The 18754-nt window shown below is 66.9% G+C and carries 23 protein-coding genes; 11 read left to right on the forward strand and 12 right to left on the reverse strand.

Annotated elements, in window-relative coordinates; all coding sequences use genetic code 11:
* Positions 1-5: 5 nt before the first annotated feature.
* The 4 genes from U1702_RS03235 to gspG are packed head-to-tail and all read right to left on the reverse strand — an operon-like array spanning position 6 to position 2046.
* Positions 6-782: a type II secretion system protein N gene (locus U1702_RS03235; protein ID WP_332722001.1), complete on the reverse strand. Its 777-nt coding sequence runs from the start codon at positions 780-782 to the stop codon at positions 6-8.
* The gene (gene gspI / locus U1702_RS03240) at positions 779-1135 is read right to left on the reverse strand and encodes a type II secretion system minor pseudopilin GspI (RefSeq protein WP_332722003.1); all 357 of its coding nucleotides are present in this window, start codon (positions 1133-1135) and stop codon (positions 779-781) included. The genes U1702_RS03235 and gspI overlap by 4 nt, the downstream gene beginning before the upstream one ends.
* Positions 1132-1599, reverse strand: a complete 468-nt coding sequence (locus U1702_RS03245) for a prepilin-type N-terminal cleavage/methylation domain-containing protein (protein ID WP_443026798.1) — start codon at positions 1597-1599, stop codon at positions 1132-1134. Before U1702_RS03245 ends, gspI begins: the two co-directional genes overlap by 4 nt.
* Before the next feature lie 3 nt (positions 1600-1602).
* Positions 1603-2046, reverse strand: coding sequence for a type II secretion system major pseudopilin GspG (gene gspG, locus U1702_RS03250; RefSeq protein ID WP_332722007.1), 444 nt, complete (start codon positions 2044-2046; stop codon positions 1603-1605).
* Positions 2047-2124: 78 nt separating this feature from the next.
* Between gspG and gspL the strand changes: the two genes are divergently transcribed.
* Genes gspL through U1702_RS03270 form a run of 4 tightly spaced genes read left to right on the forward strand, consistent with a single transcriptional unit; the run spans position 2125 to position 6456 of the window.
* Positions 2125-3249 (forward strand): type II secretion system protein GspL, encoded by a 1125-nt coding sequence (gene gspL / locus U1702_RS03255; protein ID WP_332722009.1) that lies wholly within the window; start codon positions 2125-2127, stop codon positions 3247-3249.
* Entirely contained in the window at positions 3246-3752 is a 507-nt protein-coding gene (locus U1702_RS03260) for a type II secretion system protein M (protein ID WP_332722010.1), read from the forward strand. Before gspL ends, U1702_RS03260 begins: the two co-directional genes overlap by 4 nt.
* Positions 3749-5233, forward strand: a complete 1485-nt coding sequence (locus U1702_RS03265) for a GspE/PulE family protein (RefSeq protein ID WP_332722012.1) — start codon at positions 3749-3751, stop codon at positions 5231-5233. The genes U1702_RS03260 and U1702_RS03265 overlap by 4 nt, the downstream gene beginning before the upstream one ends.
* A complete protein-coding gene (locus U1702_RS03270) occupies positions 5233-6456 on the forward strand; it encodes a type II secretion system F family protein (RefSeq protein WP_332722013.1) in 1224 nt (407 codons plus the stop codon). The genes U1702_RS03265 and U1702_RS03270 overlap by 1 nt, the downstream gene beginning before the upstream one ends.
* 96 nt (positions 6457-6552) lie before the next feature.
* On the opposite strand, the gene U1702_RS03275 is transcribed toward U1702_RS03270, so the two are convergent.
* The 3 genes from U1702_RS03275 to gspN are packed head-to-tail and all read right to left on the reverse strand — an operon-like array spanning position 6553 to position 7764.
* The gene (locus U1702_RS03275) at positions 6553-6777 is read right to left on the reverse strand and encodes a type II toxin-antitoxin system RelE/ParE family toxin (protein ID WP_332722015.1); all 225 of its coding nucleotides are present in this window, start codon (positions 6775-6777) and stop codon (positions 6553-6555) included.
* A complete protein-coding gene (locus U1702_RS03280) occupies positions 6770-7048 on the reverse strand; it encodes a ribbon-helix-helix domain-containing protein (protein ID WP_332722017.1) in 279 nt (92 codons plus the stop codon). Before U1702_RS03280 ends, U1702_RS03275 begins: the two co-directional genes overlap by 8 nt.
* A gap of 53 nt (positions 7049-7101) precedes the next feature.
* Entirely contained in the window at positions 7102-7764 is a 663-nt protein-coding gene (gspN, locus tag U1702_RS03285; RefSeq protein ID WP_332722019.1) for a type II secretion system protein N, read from the reverse strand.
* Between the two features lie 47 nt (positions 7765-7811).
* On the opposite strand from gspN, the gene U1702_RS03290 reads away from it, so the two are divergent.
* The 4 genes from U1702_RS03290 to U1702_RS03305 all read left to right on the forward strand — a co-directional run bounded on the left by U1702_RS03290 (position 7812) and on the right by U1702_RS03305 (position 10884).
* Positions 7812-8864 (forward strand): penicillin-binding protein activator, encoded by a 1053-nt coding sequence (locus tag U1702_RS03290; RefSeq protein ID WP_332722021.1) that lies wholly within the window; start codon positions 7812-7814, stop codon positions 8862-8864.
* Positions 8861-9400: a type II secretion system protein GspJ gene (locus tag U1702_RS03295; RefSeq protein WP_332722022.1), complete on the forward strand. Its 540-nt coding sequence runs from the start codon at positions 8861-8863 to the stop codon at positions 9398-9400. The genes U1702_RS03290 and U1702_RS03295 overlap by 4 nt, the downstream gene beginning before the upstream one ends.
* Positions 9397-10269 (forward strand): type II secretion system minor pseudopilin, encoded by an 873-nt coding sequence (locus U1702_RS03300; RefSeq protein ID WP_332722024.1) that lies wholly within the window; start codon positions 9397-9399, stop codon positions 10267-10269. The genes U1702_RS03295 and U1702_RS03300 overlap by 4 nt, the downstream gene beginning before the upstream one ends.
* Positions 10270-10500: 231 nt before the next feature.
* The gene (locus tag U1702_RS03305; RefSeq protein WP_332722025.1) at positions 10501-10884 is read left to right on the forward strand and encodes a MerC domain-containing protein; all 384 of its coding nucleotides are present in this window, start codon (positions 10501-10503) and stop codon (positions 10882-10884) included.
* Here the strand turns inward: U1702_RS03305 and U1702_RS03310 are convergent.
* From U1702_RS03310 to hutI, 5 genes are all read right to left on the reverse strand, one after another.
* Positions 10881-11183 carry a hypothetical protein gene (locus U1702_RS03310; protein ID WP_332722027.1) on the reverse strand — a complete coding sequence of 101 codons (303 nt, stop codon included), beginning with the start codon at positions 11181-11183 and terminating at the stop codon, positions 10881-10883. The genes U1702_RS03305 and U1702_RS03310 overlap by 4 nt on opposite strands.
* A gap of 98 nt (positions 11184-11281) precedes the next feature.
* Positions 11282-12940 (reverse strand): urocanate hydratase, encoded by a 1659-nt coding sequence (hutU, locus tag U1702_RS03315; RefSeq protein WP_332722029.1) that lies wholly within the window; start codon positions 12938-12940, stop codon positions 11282-11284.
* Entirely contained in the window at positions 12937-13737 is an 801-nt protein-coding gene (gene hutG / locus U1702_RS03320) for an N-formylglutamate deformylase (RefSeq protein ID WP_332722031.1), read from the reverse strand. Before hutG ends, hutU begins: the two co-directional genes overlap by 4 nt.
* Positions 13734-15227 (reverse strand): histidine ammonia-lyase, encoded by a 1494-nt coding sequence (gene hutH, locus U1702_RS03325; RefSeq protein WP_332722033.1) that lies wholly within the window; start codon positions 15225-15227, stop codon positions 13734-13736. Before hutH ends, hutG begins: the two co-directional genes overlap by 4 nt.
* A complete protein-coding gene (gene hutI / locus U1702_RS03330; protein WP_332722035.1) occupies positions 15224-16414 on the reverse strand; it encodes an imidazolonepropionase in 1191 nt (396 codons plus the stop codon). The genes hutH and hutI overlap by 4 nt, the downstream gene beginning before the upstream one ends.
* Positions 16415-16461: 47 nt before the next feature.
* Here hutI and U1702_RS03335 point away from each other — a divergent pair, with 47 nt between their 5' ends.
* From U1702_RS03335 to U1702_RS03345, 3 genes are read left to right on the forward strand one after another with little or no spacing between them, the layout of a single operon-like run.
* A complete protein-coding gene (locus U1702_RS03335) occupies positions 16462-17799 on the forward strand; it encodes a formimidoylglutamate deiminase (RefSeq protein ID WP_332722037.1) in 1338 nt (445 codons plus the stop codon).
* Positions 17796-18506 (forward strand): histidine utilization transcriptional repressor HutC, encoded by a 711-nt coding sequence (hutC, locus tag U1702_RS03340; RefSeq protein WP_332722039.1) that lies wholly within the window; start codon positions 17796-17798, stop codon positions 18504-18506. The genes U1702_RS03335 and hutC overlap by 4 nt, the downstream gene beginning before the upstream one ends.
* Positions 18503-18691 carry a DUF6356 family protein gene (locus tag U1702_RS03345; RefSeq protein ID WP_332722040.1) on the forward strand — a complete coding sequence of 63 codons (189 nt, stop codon included), beginning with the start codon at positions 18503-18505 and terminating at the stop codon, positions 18689-18691. Before hutC ends, U1702_RS03345 begins: the two co-directional genes overlap by 4 nt.
* Positions 18692-18754 lie beyond the last annotated feature (63 nt).

The following is an 18754-nucleotide window of genomic DNA, read 5'->3' on the forward strand; positions in this document are numbered from 1 at the left end:
GTTACCTAGCGGGTCGGGACGGTCAGCGTCACGGGCTTTCCGTCGCGGGTGATCTGGACTTGTACGGAACCGCGCGCTTGTGCGGCGGTGAAGGCGGATGCGGCGCTGGCCTGACTGGTGATCGGGGTGCCGTTGACCGAGGTGATGACGTCGCCGCTGCGCAGACCGGGCGGGGCGCTGGCACCGACCTGAAGCCCGCCACCGGGGGCCGGGGTCAGGCCGGCCAGCGCGGCGGCAGCGGCGGGCGGCGGCGGTGACGCCGGAGACGTGAAGGGTTGTTGTGGCGGCGCGGGACGCGACAGCGCCGCCGCCTGTTGATCCGCCGTAAGCGTGGGATCGGGGAAAGCAAGAAACTCGATCCGGCCATTGACGCGCAGCAGAACGCGGTCGCGCAGGATACCCTCGATCGTCCCGCCGCCGGGGGCCTCGCCGATGCGGAAGGGTTTGGACGGCTCGCTGCCGACCTCGATATAGGCGACGGACAGCGTGGCGGGGGAGGCGGCGAATACACCGCGCAGCTTGAGCGGGAGCGCGGTCGGCTGTGATGCGTCGGTGATCGCGCCCTTTCCAAACGGGGCGAAGGCGAGCGCGGCGGTGACATCCGTCGGCATTGCGACCGGACGCGCGCCGGAGGGGACCGTGACCGCGCCGGTCCCGGCATGACCCGCGATTCGCCAGGTCAATCCGGCAAGCGCGATGGCGACCGACACCACCACCGCGGCGGTGAAGATGTCGAGCGCGGTGCGTGTCTGGCGCGGGGTCAGGTCGAGGACGCGGATCATGTTCCGCTGCCCTCCACGAAGCCGTCGAGCGATGCAAGCGCGGAGCGTTCCTTCGCGGCGAAGACCTGAATGTTGACCTTGTCGATTGCAGGGTCGCCGGTGCGGGTGCGCTTGACCGCGACGCGCCATTGCTGGCCGAGCAGCGTGGTTTGCGGGGCGTTGGCGGCAGGATCGGCGAGCTGGATTTCGGCGAGACGGTTTTCGGCGACCCACATCGCGGCGGCGCGTCGCTCCATCGCGCGGGTCGAGTCGATATGGCTTTCGACGGCGCGGACGAGGCCAACGGCGGCGATGGCGAGGACTGCGAGCGCAACCAGCGCCTCGATCAGCGAAAAACCCTGCTGGTCTTTCACAGCGCTTCCACCTTGCTGGCGGTCGCGGTCATGCCGTCATAGCGGACGACCCAGCGTTGCTCGCCATTCTCGATCGTGGCGTTGAGCGGCTTGCCGCTGCCATCGACGCCGAGCATCACAGGGGGCGCGGCGTCGATATTGACGACAATGCCGCCGGGCAGCTTGTGGAAAGCAAGCGCGTCGCCGAGCGGGGCCATCTTGCCGTCGCGGCTGACGGCGGCGAAGCCATAGCCGTTACTCTCGACGGTGAAGGCGATGATGCGGTCGCCGAGCATGGCGTCGTCCGCTGCGGCCTGAAGCCTGAGCGCGAGACGACGCGCTTCGGTTTCGACCGAGGGCGCGCGCGTGGCGACGCCGACGCTCAGCGAAACGGCACCTGCCGCGATCCCGATGATGACGAGCACGATCAGCATCTCGATCAGGGTCATGCCGGAATCGGCACTGGTGGCACGCCCCCCCGACAAGCGTTATCCGCCCTTCGCGTCGAGATCGGCGTCGAGACCTTCGCCACCCGGCTTTCCGTCCTTGCCCAGCGACTTCAGCTCGAAGCCGTTGCCGGTGGAGGCATAAACATAGGGATTGCCGAAAGCGTCGATCGGGTTTTCGGAGACATAGCCGCCCTCGGCCCAGGCCGATGGCACCGGCGGGGTCACCGGACGTTCGACCAGTGCCTTCAGCCCCTGTTCGGTGGAGGGATAGGTGCCGTTGTCGAGGCGATACATCTTCAGCGCGCTCGACAGGGTGGCCAGATTGGCCTTTGTCGTCGTGACCTTGGCCTGATCGGGCCGACCGATGACGTTCATGCCGACCACGGTGGCGACGATGGCGATGATGACCAGCACCACGATCATTTCGAGCAGGGTCAGGCCCGCTTCGCTGTTTGGGACGGTGCGGCGCTTGCCCTTCGGCATTGCAACTGGCACTTTGTCATCGAACTGTTTCAAAACTATGCGCATCGGCGTGCCATGCGTCCTTCCCGTGAAAGCAATGTGACAATCGAGGCATACCAACCCGTTGCCGGTCACCCAACGTCCGATGCCCCGGAACGCTCCGGCGAACACGCCGGCGGGGTGTGGACGCTGGCGGGCGGACGACTCATCATAGCCGAGCCGGACGGTCCCGCAACCGTGCTGGTTCCCAGCGAATCGGTGTTGCTGCTTGCAGTCGACCTGCCGCTGGCCAGTCGGGCCAAGCGGCTGGGCGCGCTGCCGTTTGCGATCGAGGACCGAATCGCCGACCCGATCGATGCGGTGCACATAGCACTGGGCGCCGAGCTTTCGCCGAAACGCTATCTGGTCGCGGTGGTGCGGCATGAGCGGATGGCGGACTGGGTCGAGGCGGCGGAAGTGGCGGGGCTGGGCCACGCGGCGTTGGTGCCCGATGCATTGGCATTGCCGGTGCCTGAGGATGGCGAGTGGAGCGCGGAGAGTTTCGACGGGCGCGTGCTGGTGCGCAGCGGCGACGGGACCGGCTTTGCGCTGCCGTCCGCGCTGATAGGATCGGCATGGGAGTCGGCGGGGCAGCCGCGAATCTGGAATATCGGCGCGGCACCGATCGGCGAGTTGCCGCAAGCACCGCGTGCAGCGGGCGGCGGCGGGCTGGCCGAGCGGTTGCTGATGCCGCCACTGGACTTGCGGCAGGGCGCGTATGCGGCGCGGCGGGCGCGTGGTGGGGGCTGGTTGAAGCGGTTTGCGCTGGTCGCGGCGGCGGGGATCGTGGCGCATGTCGTGATATCGGCGGCGGACACGGTGATGCTGCGGGCGATTGCCGAGCGGCGCGCGGCGGATGTGCGGTCGGCAGTGGCGCAAGCGGCACCAGGGGCGAATTTGTCGGGCGATCTGCGGACGAACGTTGCGGACATGCTGCCGGTCGGTGGTGCGGCGGGAAGCGCGTTTGTGCCGCTGATTACGCGGACGTCGCGCGCGCTGGCGCCGCTGTCGAGTGCGGTGACGGCGCGGGCGATGCGGTTCGAGGGGAATGCGCTGGTGCTTGAACTTGATCCGGGTGAGGCGGGGCTGGCCGACCGGGTGCGCGAAGCGATGCGCGCGTCGGGGGTTGCCGCCGACGTGGTCGCGAGTGCCGACGGCGCGATCCGCGTGACGGTGCGGGCATGAGCGTGGTGCGAATCATCCGCGTGTCGGCGCTTGAGGGCTATTGGTTGCGGCTGGAAACATGGTGGAGCGGGCTGTCGGTGCGCGAGCGTTGGCTGGTTGGGACGCTTGGCGCGATCTTGACGCTGCTGATCCTGGTGTTCGGTGTCGTGAAGCCGTTGCAGGCGGCGCGGGCCGAGGCGCTGGCGGATATCCGCACCTATGAGACACTGGCGGCGCGGGTGCGGGCGGCGGGGGTGCTGACGCCGAAGGGTGCGAAGCCGCAATTGCGGGCCGGTGCGCCGGCGGACGCTGCGAGCGCGGCGGCGCGCGACGCTGGGCTGGCGGTGACCTTTGCACCCGGAGCGACCGGGCTGACCGCGCAGGTCGCCGAGGCACCCTATGAGGGCGTGGTCGGCTGGATCGCGGACGTCGAGCGGAGCACGACGCTGCGGGTGCAGCGGGTCGAATTGCTTAAGGGCAACTCGCCGGGACGGGTCAACGCGACGGTGGCATTCGCGCCATGAACGAGACGCTGATCGTAACCGAGACGCGCCCGGTGACTCTGCCGTACAGCTATGCGCGACGCAGCGGCGTGGTGTTGCACCCGGCAGCGGGCGGGCTGGAATGCCTGCATCGGCCAGGTGCGGCGCTGGACGCATTGCTGGAGGTGCAGCGGATTGCGCCGGATGCGCGCTTCGTCGCCGTCAGCGATGCCGAGTTCGATACCGCGCTGGCGGCGTCCTATTCGGGCAGCGGATCGGCTGCGGCTGAGCTGGACATGGGGGGCATGGACCTGGCTGCGCTGGCGGACAGTGCAGCGGCGGTCGACGATCTACTCGACACACGCGACGATTCGCCAGTTATTCGCCTCATCAACGCATTGTTGCTGGAGGCGGTGAGAGAGGGGGCGTCGGACGTCCATATCGAGACGCAGGAAAAGCGCGTCGTGGTGCGGTTCCGCATCGACGGGGTGCTGCGCGACAGATTGGAGCCGCAGCGTGCGCTGGCCCCGATGCTGATCAGCCGGATCAAGGTGATGGCCAAGCTTGACATTGCCGAGAAGCGCGTGCCGCAGGACGGGCGGGTGACGCTGCGCATCGGCGGGCATGACGTGGATGCGCGTGTCTCGACCCTGCCGACGCAGCATGGCGAGCGGGTGGTGATGCGGTTGCTGGAGAAAGGCTCGCTTAAGCTCGATCTTGAGACGCTGGGGATGAGCGAGCGCGACCGGACTGTGTTTGCGCGGTTGCTGGAGCGGCCGCATGGGATGCTGCTGGTCACCGGACCGACCGGATCGGGCAAGACAACGAGCCTGTATGCGGCGCTCCACACGCTGAACGACCGCAAGCGCAATGTGATGACGGTGGAAGATCCGATCGAATATGAGATGCCGGGGATCGGGCAGACGCAGGTCAATTCGCGCACCGGCATGACGTTTGCGCGCGGACTGCGTGCGATTTTGCGGCAGGATCCGGACGTCATCATGGTCGGCGAAATCCGCGATCACGAGACGGCGGAAGTGGCGGTGCGATCGGCGATGACCGGGCATTTCGTGCTGTCGACGCTGCACACGAACAGCGCGGTGGGTTCGGTCACGCGGCTGATCGACATGGGGGTCGAGCGCTATCTGTTGGCCCCGATGCTGGTCGGGCTGGCGGCGCAGCGGCTGGTGCGTCGGCTGTGCACGACGTGTCGGCGTGCGGATGTGGCGAGCGACGGCGATTCGCTGATGCTGAATGGCGCGCTGAAGCCGGGCGAAGCGCTGTGGCGGGCCGTTGGCTGTGACGAATGCACCGATGGTTATCGCGGGCGGGCCGGGCTGTATGAGGTCGTGCCGGTAGACGATGCGTTTCAGGCAATGATCCATGACGGTGCGGCTGAAGCCGATCTGGAAGCGCGTGCGCGGCGCGATAGTCCGAGTTTGCTGGATGACGGGGCGGAAAAGGTTCGCGCGGGACTGACGACGATCGAAGAGGTCGCGCGAGTCGTGAGGGAAGAGGCCTAGTGGCCAATTTCGCCTATCGCGCGGCCGATCGGGCGGGTGCGCAGAAAAAAGGGGTGGTCGAGGCGGCCAGCCCTGCCGCCGCGCGGGCGATGTTGCGCGAACAGGGGTTGCTGCCGCTGGTCGTGGAGATTGCGGGGGAGGCACGGTCGGTGGGGAGCATCAAGCTGCCGACGCTGGGCCGCAAGGGCATGAATGCGCGCGAGCTCGCGACGGCGACGCGGCAGATTTCGACGCTGGTGGGATCGGACATTCCGGTCGAGGAAGCATTGCGGCTGGCGGCGAGCCAGTCGGAGACGCAGCGGGTGCGCGGCATATTGATGGACGTGCGTGCCGCCATTTTGGACGGGCGCAGCTTCGCCAGTGCGCTGAACGCGCATCCAAAGGTTTTTCCGGAATTCTATCGCGCATCGGTGGCGGCGGGGGAGGCATCCGGGAAACTGACCGATGTGCTCAATCACCTAGCCCATTTCGTCGAGAACCGGCAGGCGAACGGGCAGAAATTGCAGCTGGCGTTGATGTATCCGGCACTGCTGGCGACGGTGTCGCTGGGCGTAATCGTGTTGCTGCTGGTCTATGTGATTCCGGACATCGTGAAGGTGTTCGTGTCGCGCGGTACGGATTTGCCGTTGCTGACGCGGGTGTTGATCACGGTGAGCGCGTTTCTGCAGGATTATGGGTTGTACATCCTGCTCGCCGGTCTGGTCGGGTTTCTGGTGTTCGGGCGCTGGGCAGCGGTGCCGGACAATCGGTTGAAGATTGACCGGGCGTTTACCGAGCGCTGGCCGTTCAAGCGTTTCAGCCGCCAGATCAATGCGGCGCGCTTTGCCGGAAGTCTGGCGACATTGGTGTCGAGTGCGGTGCCCTTGGTCGATGCGCTCCATGCCGCCGCCGCCGTGACGCCGAACCGCTGGGTGCGGGACAAGGCGCTGGGCGTGGCGGCGCGGGTGCGCGAGGGGATTTCGCTGCGGTCGGCGATGACCGAGGCGGGGGTGTTCCCGCTGATGCTGACAGCGATCGTGGCGTCGGGCGAGGCGAGCGGGCAGCTGGGCCCGGCGCTGAGCCGCGCGGCGGATGAGCTGGACCGCGAGCTGGATGCGGTGACGAGCACGCTGGTCGCGCTGGTCGAGCCGATGGTGCTGCTGCTGATGGGTGGCATGGTGCTGATGATGGTGCTGGCGATCCTGTTGCCGATCATCAATTTAAACGATCTGGTGACGTTGTAGAGGCGGACCTCAGAACGTCCAATCCGTCAGAACAGTCTGCTCAAATCGCGCATTGCTTCGACGACCGCGACAATCTCAATCGTGTAGATGGTGGCATTATATTCGTACAGGACGAGATAAGCGCCGTGCGTCAGGCTGCGTGCACCCCGGGGCAATCTCTTCGCGCGGCGTGCCGATTTCGGGGAAGATACGAAGCCGTTCGATCTTCGCGTCGATGGCCAGCAACAGCCGGTCGGCGGCCGCTTCGTTATCGAGCGCAATGAACCGATAGATACGTTTGAAGTCGTCGCGTGCTCGCCGAGAAAGGACGATATCAGCCATTTGGCTGTGCGTTATCCGTCTCGCTTCGAGCTTCTCGAATGATCGACTTCATATCGAGTGGACCGGCGACCCCGCTGGCCTTGCCCGAATCCCAAGCCTCGCGCAAAACTTCCAGCTCATCGCGCCGAAATTCGCGGCGGTCGCTCCACAACCGCATCGCATCACGAACGACTTCACTCGTAGAAGCATAGTCGCCAGCAGCGATTGCTGCCCTGATCTTTGCTGCCATCGGTTCGGTCACGACGATCGTCAGCCGCTCAATATCTGCCATAGCGCACATTCCAAGCAAAGTTCATACTTGTTCATACCGCGATCGCGCGACTTTTACAATTCCCCCGCGATCGTCGCGCCCGCTGGCATTCCCACGAACGGCAGCACCCGCGCGCCGTCATCAGTGATGCGCACTGACAATTGCCCGCCTTCGCTGAGCGTCGCGTCGATCAGCGTCTGTCGGCGCTGCGTCGCCGGGGTGATGCGGATGCGGGTGCTGGTCCCGATCTTCTCCGCCGTCAGCAGCAGCGAAGGAACCGCGGCCGGTGCGCCGCCGACCTTGGGCGTGCAGGTGCCGGGGTCGGTGGTGAGCTTGCCGTCGAGTATCTGATCCGATCCGCCGATGGCGATGCGGTCGAACTCGACCTGCATTACCAGATCGCAGGTGAAGGGCAGGTCGGGCTGAAGCGCGGTGAGCAGCGAGGCGTGGGCGCTGCCGCTGACCGCGTCGAGCACGGTGCTGCCAAAGCCCATCAGGCCGCGTCCGCCGAGATCGGTGTCGGGGCCGGTGGCTTTCCAGTCGGCGGCGAAGGCGAGGCTGGTGAGCGAGCGCAGCGGTGCCCAGTTCCATTCGACCTTGCTGCCCCCGGCGACGCCGACTTCGCCGTTCCACACGGTTCCGGCGATGCCTGTGCGCCATGGGCGGTTCTTGAGGAACACGCCCGCTGGCATCGTCGCGATCATCGCGAGCAGATAAGCGGCTATCCCGAGCAGCACGAAGAGCGTAAGACGCCGCCGTGCCGACCATGACGCCCGACTCCATAATGGCGCTCGATCGCCGGAAGCTGCTGCAATCAGGCCTTCTGTTGCCGCTGGCATTGTCGAGTCCCTCTGTTCTGGCGGCCGATTTGAGCCCGTCGTCCAAGATCAAGCGCGACAAGCGTTCGGTGGCGTTGTTGTTGCCACTCAGCGGTCCTCGCGCCGCGCTGGGCCTTAGCATGCGTCAAGCGGCGTTGCTTGCGGATTCTGGGCCGGAAATCACGGCTTATGATACCGGCGGGACGGCGGCGGGGGCGGCGCTGGCGGCGCAGAATGCGCTGAAGGCCAAGGCCGCGATGATACTGGGGCCGGTGACCAGCGAGGAGGTGACTGCGGTTGCTGCGGCGGTGGCGGACCGGATTCCGGTGATCGCGTTCAGCAACAATGGCGTGGTGCGGGCACCGGGGACCTTCGTGTTCGGGCTGACCCCGTCGCAAGTGACCAGCGCGGTGTTGCGTTATGCGCGCTCACGCGGGGTGCGCAATGTCGTGGTGATCGACGACGGTTCGCCGTGGAGCGCTGCCGCAGCGGTGGCGGCGGGGCGGATTCAGGGCGAGATCGGGATCGACGTGCGTGCGCTGACGGTCGTGGCGGGGCAGCCGTTGCCGATGGCGGGGGACGCGCCGGATGCGGTGCTGATTCCGGGGAGTGGTGAAGCGGTGCTGGCGGCGGCGCGGAATTTGAAGGAAACCGGCATTCAGCTGCTGGGCACGGTGCAGGCGCTGGACCATCGTCCCGCCGCGCTGGAAGTGCTGAACGGCGCGTGGATCGCCAGCCTGGACCCGGTGTCGTTCGGGCGGTTTGCGGGCGAATTCCGGGCGCGGCATGGCGGCGATCCGGGGGCGCTGGCGGCACTGGCTTACGATGCCGGGGGCGTGGTGAAGGTGCTGCGCAAGAAGGGTTCGCTGGATGCGGCGGCGTTGCTGGCGGAGACGAGCTATACCTGTGTCACCGGCAACGCGCGGTTCCGCAGCGATGGCAGCGTGGCGCGGGAGATGGCGATCCTGGTGGCGAGTGCCGAAGGCTACCAGCCGGTGGCGGTGAGCCAGGGGGCGTGAAACCTGCACCGGGTGAAGATGGCTTCACTCTATTAGAACTCATTATTTCGCTTGGGCTGTTCGCGCTCATCGCCGTGGCGGGGATGGGGCTCCTCGACAGCGTGTTGAAGGTTCAGGGGCGGACCGAGGCGCGGCTGGGGCGGCTGGCCGATCTGCAACGGGCGATGTTCGTGATCCAGAGCGATCTGGATCAGGTGACGCGCGGCGAGATTTCGGGGGGCGGTAACGGGATTGCGTTTACCCGCGTCGCGGCCGGGATGGGCGGGCCGGCGGTGCCGGTGCGGTATGATGCTGTCGGCGGTGTGCTGGTGCGATCCGCGCCACAGCCACAGGCGATGTTGCAAGGTGTTGGCGGCGCGGTGTGGCGGTTCCGCGACGGGGCGGCGTGGGTGGACCGCTGGCCGCCGAGCGAGGCGCGCAAGGCGGAATGGCCGCGCGCCGTTTCGGTCGAGATGCTGGTCGGCGGGGTGCCGGGGCCACAGGGCGTGCTGCGCCGGGTGGTGGTTCTACCGGCCGTGCCGAAGGACGTTCCATGAAACGCCGCGACGACGAGGCGGGCATGATCCTCATCAACGTACTGATGTTCGTCGCCATCGCCAGCGGGCTGGTGCTGCTGATGATCAGTCGTGAGGAACTGGCGCTGGACCGGGCATTGCGCGGACGGGAAGTGGCGCGGGCGGCGGCGATCGTGCGCGGCGGCGAATTGTCGGCGATCACGGCGCTGGCCAAAGATGCGGTGGATGGGCCGGACGTCGATCATGTCGGGGAACCGTGGGCGAGCATTGGCGCGAACGGCGTGGCGATCGATGGCGGGACGTTCGACCTGGCGGTGAGCGATGCCGAGGGGCGGTTCAACGTCAATTCGCTGCGCAGTGGCGAGGTTTCGCCGGTGGTGCTGTTCCAGAAACTCGCCGGGATCGCCGGGCTGGATGAGACGCAGGTCAATGAGGCAGTCGGCTATGTCCGGGCGATGGGGCCGGTGAGCGATATCCGCCCGATCCGGTTGCTGCCGGGGGCCGATCCGGCGTCGATCGCGCGGCTGGAGCGGATGGTGACGGCACTGCCCGGCAATACGACGATCAACCTGAACAGTGCGGACCCGGAATTGTTGGGCATCCTGTTCGACGATCCGGTGGTCGGTGAGCGGCTGGACGCGATCCGGCGGCGCAATGGGCAGATCACGTTGCGCGACTTGTCCGACCAGAAGGTGAGCCAGCCGCCGGGGACGGGGTTTAGTTCCGATACGTTTTGGGTGCGGGTGCGGGCGACGATTGGCGGGACCGCGCAGGATGGGGCGACGCTGATCCAGCGGCGGGCGCGGGCGGACAAGACAATCGAGGCGGTGCCCGTGGCGCGGTGGCGCAATGCCGCAGTGCCGCCCGAGGCACCGGCGGTTGGGGGCTGACGGGCGAAACGTTGCGAACATTGCCCACAGCGGCGTGCGCGCGGTTGACGAAGTTGACACGTTTGAGGGGTGTCATGCGGAGGTCGACGGGGTCAAAGAGCGGGCGGTTGTTAGGTCGCCTGAAGGTGGATTCAAGCAGATGGAATCCAACATTGCAAGTGGACGTCCTCGTCCTCTTGCATTTCATGATATAAAGTATCATTTGCGCTGCTCGGCAATGAGGTGTGCGTGATGCGGACGGTGATGGGGAAGTGGTTCGACGGGTTTGCGGTGGGGGCGTCGGCTTTGTGTCTGGTGCATTGCCTGGGCCTGCCGCTGTTGATCGCGGCGCTGCCCGCGATGGCCGGGCGGGTCGATCCGGGTGAGGGATTTCATCTGGCCGTGCTGTTGTTCGCGATTCCGACGAGTACGTTCGCGCTGGTCGAGGGGTGGCGGCGGCATCGTGGGGTCGCGCCGCTGTTCGTGGGCGGCGCGGGGCTGGTGCTGATGGCGGCGGGGTTGGCGTTCGGGAATTGGGCTGTCGTGGAGATGGCGGTTACGGTGGCGGGCAGTTTGTTGCTGGCCGGGGCGCATGTGGCGAACTGGCGGGGGCGGCGTCTGCTAGAGGGTGGTTAGCTGCCAGTCTTCTTTTGGTCCCAAGCGCCCGGATGTCGCTGCTGGAACTCGGCCCACAACAAGTCGCTGGCTTGGCGTAGCAGCGCGATGGCCTCGGGGTCGCATTCCGAAGATTCTGCGTCGTCGATCACGCCGAACAGTCCGGTCAGCACAAAGCCGTAATAATCAGCATCGGTGTGGGGCGGGGAATTTTCTTCGGCTGTCGGCATCAAGGCAGCATGATCCTTAGCCGTAATGTCCGCAAGTGGGTCGTTAGCTGCCACTTTTAAACTGCCGTCATGCTGAACTTGTTTCAGCATCCACCCTGCCAGCCGCGACGCCGCTGCTTGTGGCGGGGTGGATGCTGAAACAAGTTCAGCATGACGGGGGTGGGGGAGAGGTATTTGATTGCTAATCCCTACAATATCCCCGGCAAATCCAGCCCCATTTCCCGCGCGCAGTCCTTGGCGATGTCATACCCGGCATCGGCGTGCCGCATCACGCCCATCGCGGGGTCGTTCCACAGCACACGCTCCAGCCGCCGTGCCGCATCCGCCGTGCCGTCCGCGACGATGACCATCCCGCTGTGCTGGGAATAGCCCATGCCGACGCCGCCGCCGTGGTGGAGGGAGACCCAGGTAGCACCGCTGGCGGTGTTGAGGAGGGCGTTCAGGAGCGGCCAGTCGGAGACGGCGTCGCTGCCGTCCAGCATTGCTTCGGTTTCGCGGTTCGGGCTGGCGACGGAGCCGCTGTCGAGGTGGTCGCGGCCGATGACGATGGGGGCTTCGAGTTCGCCCCTCGCGACCATGTCGTTGAAGGCGAGCGCGAGGCGGTGGCGGTCGCCCAGGCCGACCCAGCAAATGCGGGCGGGCAGCCCCTGAAACGCGATGCGTTCGCGCGCCATGTCGAGCCAGTTGTGGAGGTGATGGTTGTCGGGGAGGAGTTCCTTCACCTTCGCATCGGTCTTGTAGATGTCCTCCGGATTGCCCGACAGTGCGGCCCATCGGAACGGGCCGATGCCGCGGCAGAAGAGCGGGCGGATATAGGCGGGGACGAAGCCGGGAAAGGCGAAAGCGTTCTCGACGCCCGCGTCCTTCGCGATCTGACGGATGTTGTTGCCGTAGTCGAGCGTGGGAATGCCCTGCGCGTGGAAATCGAGCATGGCGCGGACGTGGGTGGCCATTGACGCGCGGGCGGCGACCTCCACTTCGTGGGGCGCGGTTTCGCGCTTGGTGAACCACTGGTCGAGGGTCCAGCCTGCGGGGAGGTAGCCGTTGATGGGATCGTGTGCGCTGGTCTGATCGGTCACGACATCGGGGCGGATGCCGCGCCGGACGAGTTCGGGGAGGATTTCCGCCGCGTTGCCGAGCAGGCCGACCGAAACGGGGGTGGGCGAGGTGCGGATGATGTCGAGCGCTTCGTCGATGCTGGTGGCGCTGTGATCGAGATAGCGGGTTTTCAGGCGCATCTCGATCCGGCTGGGCTGGCATTCGATCGCGAGGCACGACGCGCCCGCCATCGTCGCCGCCAACGGTTGTGCGCCGCCCATGCCGCCGAGGCCGGCGCTGAGGATCCATTTGCCGGACAGGTCACCGCCGAAATGCTGGCGACCGACCTCGACGAAGGTTTCGTATGTGCCCTGAACGATGCCCTGTGTGCCGATATAGATCCACGATCCGGCGGTCATCTGGCCGTACATCGCCAGCCCCTTGCGATCGAGTTCGTGGAAATGCTCCCACGTCGCCCATTTGGGGACGAGGTTGGAGTTTGCGATCAGGACGCGCGGGGCGTCGGCATGGGTGCGGAACACGCCAACGGGCTTGCCGGACTGAACGAGCAGGGTCTGATCGTCGTCGAGGTTGCGCAGTGCGGTGACGATGCGGTCATAGCTGTCCCAGTCGCGTGCGGCGCGGCCGATGCCGCCATAGACGACGAGGGATTCGGGCGCTTCGGCAACCTCGGCGTCGAGGTTGTTCATCAGCATGCGCAAGGGGGCTTCGGTGAGCCAGCTTTTGGCGGATAGCGTGGTGCCGGTGGCGGCCTTGATGCGGCGGCTGTTGTCGGTTCTGCTGGTCATAGCTGGGCGCTCGCGAAATTTAGGGCAGCGGTGAGGATCGGGCGGAGCGTCATTTGCGCACCGGCGGCGATGACGGGGTCCCAGGGCGGGGGCCAGTCGGCCTCTGGTACTTCCTCCAGATAGGTGCGCATCGCGAGTTCCATCTGGATCGCGTGGACGCCGGTGGCGGATTGGCCGTAATGGCGCGTGGTCCAGCCGCCCTTGAAGCGGCCATCGACCACGTGGCTGCGTTCCTGCCGGGCACAGATTGCGGCGATGGATTGCGGGAGTTCGGGGGCGCAGGACTGACCGCTGTTGGTGCCGATGTTGAATTCAGCGAGGCGGCCGTCGAACAGGCGCGGGACGGTGCTGCGGATCGAATGGGCTTCGTAGAGGACGATCGCGGCGTGGCGGGATTTGAGGCGCGCGATCTCGGCGGTCAAGGCGGCGTGGTACGGGTCGAAATATGCCGTGCGGCGGCGGGCGATTTCGGCGGCGTCGGGCTCGTGGCCGGGGCGGTAGAGGGGGAGGCCGTCGAAGGTTTCGGTGGGGCAGAGGCCGGTGGTGAACTGGCCGGGATAGAGGGTCACGCCGCTGGGGTCGCGGTTGACGTCGATCGCGGTGCGGGAGGTGGTGGTGCGGACGATGGTCGCGCCGAGCGTGAAGGCGAAGGCGTAGAGTTCGTCGATATAGAGGTCGGCGTCATAGCGGGCGCGTTTCGGCGAGACGAGTTTGGGTGCGATCTCTTCCGGGAGTTCGAGCCCGGCATGGGGGATGCTGACGATCAGCGGGCCGTCGTTGCGGATGGTGAGGATCATGGCAGGAGGTCCGGCAAACCCTCGCCCAGCGCGCCGCTGCGGACGAGCGCGGTGGCGGTGGCGATGTCGGGGGCGAAGTGACGGTCGTCTTCGAGGTGGGGGACTTGTTCGCGGAGCAGGGCGCGCGCGGCTTCGAGCGGCTCGCTGGAGGTGAGCGGGGCGTGGAAGTCACAGCCCTGTGCGGCGGCGAGATATTCGATGCCGATGATGTGGGAGAGGTTGGCGGTCATCTCCAGCAGGCGGCGCGCGCCGTGGCCGGCCATCGAGACGTGATCCTCCTGATTGGCGCTGGTGGGGATCGAATCGACGCTGGCGGGGGTTGCGCGTTGCTTGTTTTCGCTGACCAAGGCGGCGGCGGTGACTTGCGGGATCATGAAGCCGGAGTTGAGACCCGGGCGCGGGGTGAGAAACGCGGGGAGACCGGAGAGGGCGGGATCGACCAGCATGGCGATGCGGCGTTCGGTGATGCTGCCGATCTCGCAGATGGCGAGCGCGAGCATGTCGGCGGCGAAGGCGACGGGTTCGGCGTGGAAATTGCCACCGGACAGGGCCTCACCGGTGTCCGGGAAGATCAGTGGATTGTCGGTGACGCCATTGGATTCGATGGCGAGGGTGGTTGCGGCCTGTCGGATCAGGTCTAGGCACGCGCCCATGACCTGCGGCTGGCAGCGCAGGCAGTAGGGGTCCTGCACGCGTTCGTCGTCGATCGCGTGGCTGGCGCGGATGGCGGAGCCGGACATCAGGGTGGCGAGGGTCTGCGCGACCTCGATCTGGCCGCGATGGCCGCGAAGCGCGTGGATGCGGGGGTCGAAGGGGGTGTCGGAGCCTTTGGCGGCTTCGGTCGCTAGTGCGCCGGTGACAAGCGCGGCGCGGAACATGCGCTCGGTCTCGAACAGCGCGGCGAGGGCGTAGGCGGTGCTGAATTGCGTGCCGTTGAGGAGCGCGAGGCCTTCCTTGGGTCCGAGGGTGAGCGCGCCGAGCATGGTTTTGGCGGGGAGGCGTTGCGGGCCCATATCGACTTCGCCGACGCCGATCATCGCGGCGGCGAGGTGGGCGAGCGGGGCGAGATCGCCGCTGGCACCGACCGATCCCTGTGCCGGGATGACGGGGGTGATGCCGCGGTCGAGCATGTCCTGAAGCATCGCGATGGTCGCGGGCTTCACGCCGCTATGCCCTTGGGCGAGGCTGGCGAGTTTGAGCGCGATCATCAGGCGGACGACCGGGGCGGGCATGGGGTCGCCGACGCCGGCCGCGTGGCTGAGCACGATGTTGCGCTGAAGGGTTTCGAGGTCTTCGTCGCCGATGCGGACGCTGGCGAGTTTTCCGAAGCCGGTGTTGATGCCGTAGACGGGTTCGTGGCGCGACAGGATGGCTTGAACCGCGTCGGCGCTGGCGGCGATCCTGTCGTGGCATGAGAGGTCGAGCGGGGCGGGCTCGCCGCGATAGATGGCGCGCCAGGTGCTGAGCGGAGTGTTGCCGGGAAGGATCATTGGCCTGCGAAGACTCGTACGTGGAGGGGGTTGGCGGCGATGCGATAGACGAGTTCGGAGGGGTCGGTGATGTTCCAGATGGCGAGGTCGGCGGTTTTGCCGACCTCCAATGTGCCTGTATTCTGGAGGCCGAGTGCACTCGCGCCGTTGACGGTGATGCCGCGCAGGCATTCGGTGACAGTCAGGCGGAAGAAGGTCGCGCCCATGTTCGCGGCGAGCAGGAGCGAGGCCATTGGCGAGGTGCCGGGGTTGCAGTCGGTGGCGAGGGCGATGGGCACGCGGGCGGCGCGCAGGGCTTCGATTGGGGGTTTTTGGGTCTCACGGGTGAAGTAGAAGGCGCCGGGGAGCAGGGTGGCGACGGTGCCGGATGCGGCCATCGCCGCGATGCCCGCCGCGTCGAGATATTCGAGATGGTCGGCGGAGAGGGCGTGGTGGCGTGCGGCGAGGGCCGCGCCGTGGAGGTTGGAGAGTTGTTCGGCGTGGAGTTTTACGGGGAGGCCGTGGGTGCGGGCGGCGGTGAAGATGCGGTCGACCTGCTCGACGCTAAAGCCAATCCCCTCGCAATAGGCGTCGACCGCGTCGGCGAGGCCGGTGGCGGCGGGGATGATGTCGTGGACGATCAGGTCGACATAGGCTTCGGCATTGCCGCGATATTCGGGAGGGACAGCGTGGGCGGCGAGGAGGGTGGTGCGGACCTTGACCGTGCGCTCGGTGGCGAGGCGGCGGGCGGCGCGGAGCATTTTTAGTTCGTCTTCAAGCGTGAGACCATAGCCGGACTTGATCTCGACCGTCGTCACGCCTTCCCCGATGAGCTGGTCGAGGCGGGGGAGGGCGGTGGCGACGAGATCGTCCTCGCTGGCGGCGCGGGTGGCGGTGACGGTGGAGAGGATGCCGCCGCCTGCTCGCGCGATTTCCTCATAGGTTGCGCCGTTGAGGCGGGCTTCGAATTCCTTTGCACGGCTCCCGGCGTGGACCAGATGGGTGTGACAGTCGATCAGGCCGGGAGTGATCCAGCGGCCCTCGCAATCGATGATTTCGGCGGCATCGGGGGCGTCCGTGGAGGGGCCGGCATAGCTGATCGTGTCGCCGGTCGCCGCGATTGCGCCGTTCTCGACGATGCCGAGTCCGTCGCCAATCATCGTCGCAAGGCGGGCGTTACGCCATAGTTTGTCAGCCGGAGTCCCCATGCGCATCATGGTTGGACATTGCCGCTTATATGTCTAGACATAATCGTATGACGCTATGGTTCGAGTCTGCGCTGTTGGAGGCCGGTTGGGCTGATCGGGTTCGCCTGACGTTGGCCGGCGGGCAGATCGAGCGGGTCGCAGTCGGGGTTGATCCCGCACCGGGCGATGAGCGGCATTTCGTGGCGCTGCCGGGGATGCCCAATGTCCACAGCCATGCGTTTCAGCGCGCGATGGCGGGGCTGGCAGAAGTGCGCGGGGCCGGGGACGATGATTTCTGGTCGTGGCGCGAGTTGATGTATCGCTTCGTCGCGCGGATTGGGCCGGAGGAATGCGAGGCGATTGCGGCGCAGGCCTATGCCGAGATGCTGGAGGCCGGGTTCACGCGCGTTGGCGAGTTTCATTACCTGCATCATGCGCCGGACGGGTCGCGGTTTGATGACGTTGCGGAGATGTCCGGGCGAGTTGCGGCGGCGGCGGAGATTGCGGGGATCGGGCTGACGCTGCTGCCGGTGTTTTATGCGCATGGCGGGTTTGGCGGGCAGCCTGCGGGCGAGGCGCAGCGGCGGTTCGTGAATGATGTCGACGGGTTTGCAACGCTGGTCGAGCGGGCGGGTGCGATATTGCCGCCGGACGGCGTGATCGGGGTCGCGCCGCACAGTCTGCGCGCGGTGACGGCGGAAGAATTGCGGGCGATCCTGCCGTTGGGAGGCCCGGTGCATATCCATATTGCGGAGCAGGTGCGCGAGGTGGACGATTGCGCCGCCTGGAGCGGCAAGCGCCCCGTGCGGTGGCTGCTCCACGAGATGCCGGTCGATGCGCGCTGGACGCTTGTGCATGCGACGCATGTTGAGGCGATTGAGGTTGCGGGCATCGTGCGCAGCGGCGCGGTCGCCGGGTTGTGTCCGGTGACCGAGGCCAATCTGGGCGATGGCGTGTTTCCAGCATCGCTGTTTCTGGATAGCGGCGGGGCGATCGGGATCGGCAGCGATTCCAACGTGCGAGTCGATGCGGCGGAGGAGCTGCGGTTGCTGGAATATGGGCAAAGGTTGACGCGGCGGGCGCGCAATGTGCTGGCGGGCGCGAATCGTCCGGCGACCGGCGCGCGGCTGTTTGCGGCGGCAGTGGCTGGCGGTGGGCAGTCGCTGGGGGCCGTGACGGGACTGGCCGTCGGGCGTCCGGCGGATATCGTTTCGCTGAACCGTGACGATGTGGCGTTCGCCGACCGCAAGGGTGATGCGCTGATCGATAGCTGGGTGTTCGCCAGCCGCGCAGGTGTGGACTGTGTGTGGCGGGCCGGCGTGAAGCACGTCGAGGGCGGGCGGCATTGGAACGCGCAGGCGATTGCGGCGCGCTATCGGGCGGCGCTGGCGAGGTTGCTGGCATGAGCGTCGAGGCGCGCATTCGCGGCGATATCGAGCAGCGCATCCGATCAGGCGAATGGGCGCCGGGGACGAAGGTGCCGTTCGAGCATGAACTGGTGGCGAGCTATGGCTGTGCGCGGGCTACGGCGAACAAGGCATTGTCGCGGCTGGCGCTGGACGGGCTGATCGAGCGCAAGCGGCGTGCCGGCAGCTTCGTGGCGAAGCCGCAGATCCGCACGGCGGTGGTCGGGGTGCCCGATATCGGCGCGCTGATTGCGGCGCGGGGTGAGGTCTACCGCTGGGAATTGCTGTCGGTCGAGCTGGAGCGCCGCGCACCCGAGGGGTTTCCGGCGCGCGCGGGCGGGTGTTGGCTGGCCCTGTCGGGCGTGCACCATGCCGGGGCAACACCGTTCGGATGGGAAGCCCGCTGGCTCGATCTGGCGGTCGCACCGGGGGCGGAGACCGCCGATTTCGAGGCGGTTGCGCCGGGCGCGTGGCTGCTGGCGAATGTGCCGTGGACCGAGGCGCGGCACCGGATCGCAGCGGTCGGCGCGGAGGGTGTGGCGGCGCGGCATCTGAACATCGCCGCCGGATCGCCCTGCTTGCAGATCGAGCGCTGGACGTGGCGCGGCCCGACGCCCGTCACCATTGCGCGACAGGTTTTTCCGGCTGGCCATTATGAGCTGGTCGAGGATTTTACCCCATCCAATGCTCCAGGAGACGAAGCATGATCGACCGGCTGCTGCTGCGCCACCCGCGTGAGGTGGGGGAGAGCTATGGCGAGCATTTCACGACCGCCGCCGGGTTTGGCGCGCACATGGTGGTTGGTGGCCTCGCGTGCATCGTCCATGCGGTGATCCCGGCGCTGTTCGTGCGGACCGCGAGTGACACGGTGAAGGCGCGTACGGGCGGATGAAGGCGCGGCAACCGGCGTTCGCGGAGAAGCGCCCCGCCTTTGCCGAGCCGGAGTGGCAGATCG

It is taken from the genome of Sphingomonas sp. LT1P40 (assembly GCF_036663835.1).
GTDB lineage: Bacteria > Pseudomonadota > Alphaproteobacteria > Sphingomonadales > Sphingomonadaceae > Sphingomonas.

What these genes read in the sequence shown, in the direction of transcription:
- U1702_RS03235 (WP_332722001.1), bottom strand. Translation starts at nt 782, where the DNA reads ATGATCCGCGTCCTCGACCTGACCCCGCGCCAGACACGCACCGCGCTC.
- gspG (WP_332722007.1), bottom strand. Translation starts at nt 2,046, where the DNA reads ATGCCGAAGGGCAAGCGCCGCACCGTCCCAAACAGCGAAGCGGGCCTG.
- U1702_RS03260 (WP_332722010.1), top strand. Translation starts at nt 3,246, where the DNA reads ATGAGCGTGGTGCGAATCATCCGCGTGTCGGCGCTTGAGGGCTATTGG.
- U1702_RS03265 (WP_332722012.1), top strand. Translation starts at nt 3,749, where the DNA reads ATGAACGAGACGCTGATCGTAACCGAGACGCGCCCGGTGACTCTGCCG.
- U1702_RS03275 (WP_332722015.1), bottom strand. Translation starts at nt 6,777, where the DNA reads ATGGCTGATATCGTCCTTTCTCGGCGAGCACGCGACGACTTCAAACGT.
- U1702_RS03280 (WP_332722017.1), bottom strand. Translation starts at nt 7,048, where the DNA reads ATGGCAGATATTGAGCGGCTGACGATCGTCGTGACCGAACCGATGGCA.
- U1702_RS03290 (WP_332722021.1), top strand. Translation starts at nt 7,812, where the DNA reads ATGGCGCTCGATCGCCGGAAGCTGCTGCAATCAGGCCTTCTGTTGCCG.
- U1702_RS03300 (WP_332722024.1), top strand. Translation starts at nt 9,397, where the DNA reads ATGAAACGCCGCGACGACGAGGCGGGCATGATCCTCATCAACGTACTG.
- U1702_RS03305 (WP_332722025.1), top strand. Translation starts at nt 10,501, where the DNA reads ATGCGGACGGTGATGGGGAAGTGGTTCGACGGGTTTGCGGTGGGGGCG.
- U1702_RS03310 (WP_332722027.1), bottom strand. Translation starts at nt 11,183, where the DNA reads ATGCTGAAACAAGTTCAGCATGACGGCAGTTTAAAAGTGGCAGCTAAC.
- hutU (WP_332722029.1), bottom strand. Translation starts at nt 12,940, where the DNA reads ATGACCAGCAGAACCGACAACAGCCGCCGCATCAAGGCCGCCACCGGC.
- hutG (WP_332722031.1), bottom strand. Translation starts at nt 13,737, where the DNA reads ATGATCCTCACCATCCGCAACGACGGCCCGCTGATCGTCAGCATCCCC.
- hutH (WP_332722033.1), bottom strand. Translation starts at nt 15,227, where the DNA reads ATGATCCTTCCCGGCAACACTCCGCTCAGCACCTGGCGCGCCATCTAT.
- hutI (WP_332722035.1), bottom strand. Translation starts at nt 16,414, where the DNA reads ATGGGGACTCCGGCTGACAAACTATGGCGTAACGCCCGCCTTGCGACG.
- U1702_RS03335 (WP_332722037.1), top strand. Translation starts at nt 16,462, where the DNA reads ATGACGCTATGGTTCGAGTCTGCGCTGTTGGAGGCCGGTTGGGCTGAT.
- hutC (WP_332722039.1), top strand. Translation starts at nt 17,796, where the DNA reads ATGAGCGTCGAGGCGCGCATTCGCGGCGATATCGAGCAGCGCATCCGA.
- U1702_RS03345 (WP_332722040.1), top strand. Translation starts at nt 18,503, where the DNA reads ATGATCGACCGGCTGCTGCTGCGCCACCCGCGTGAGGTGGGGGAGAGC.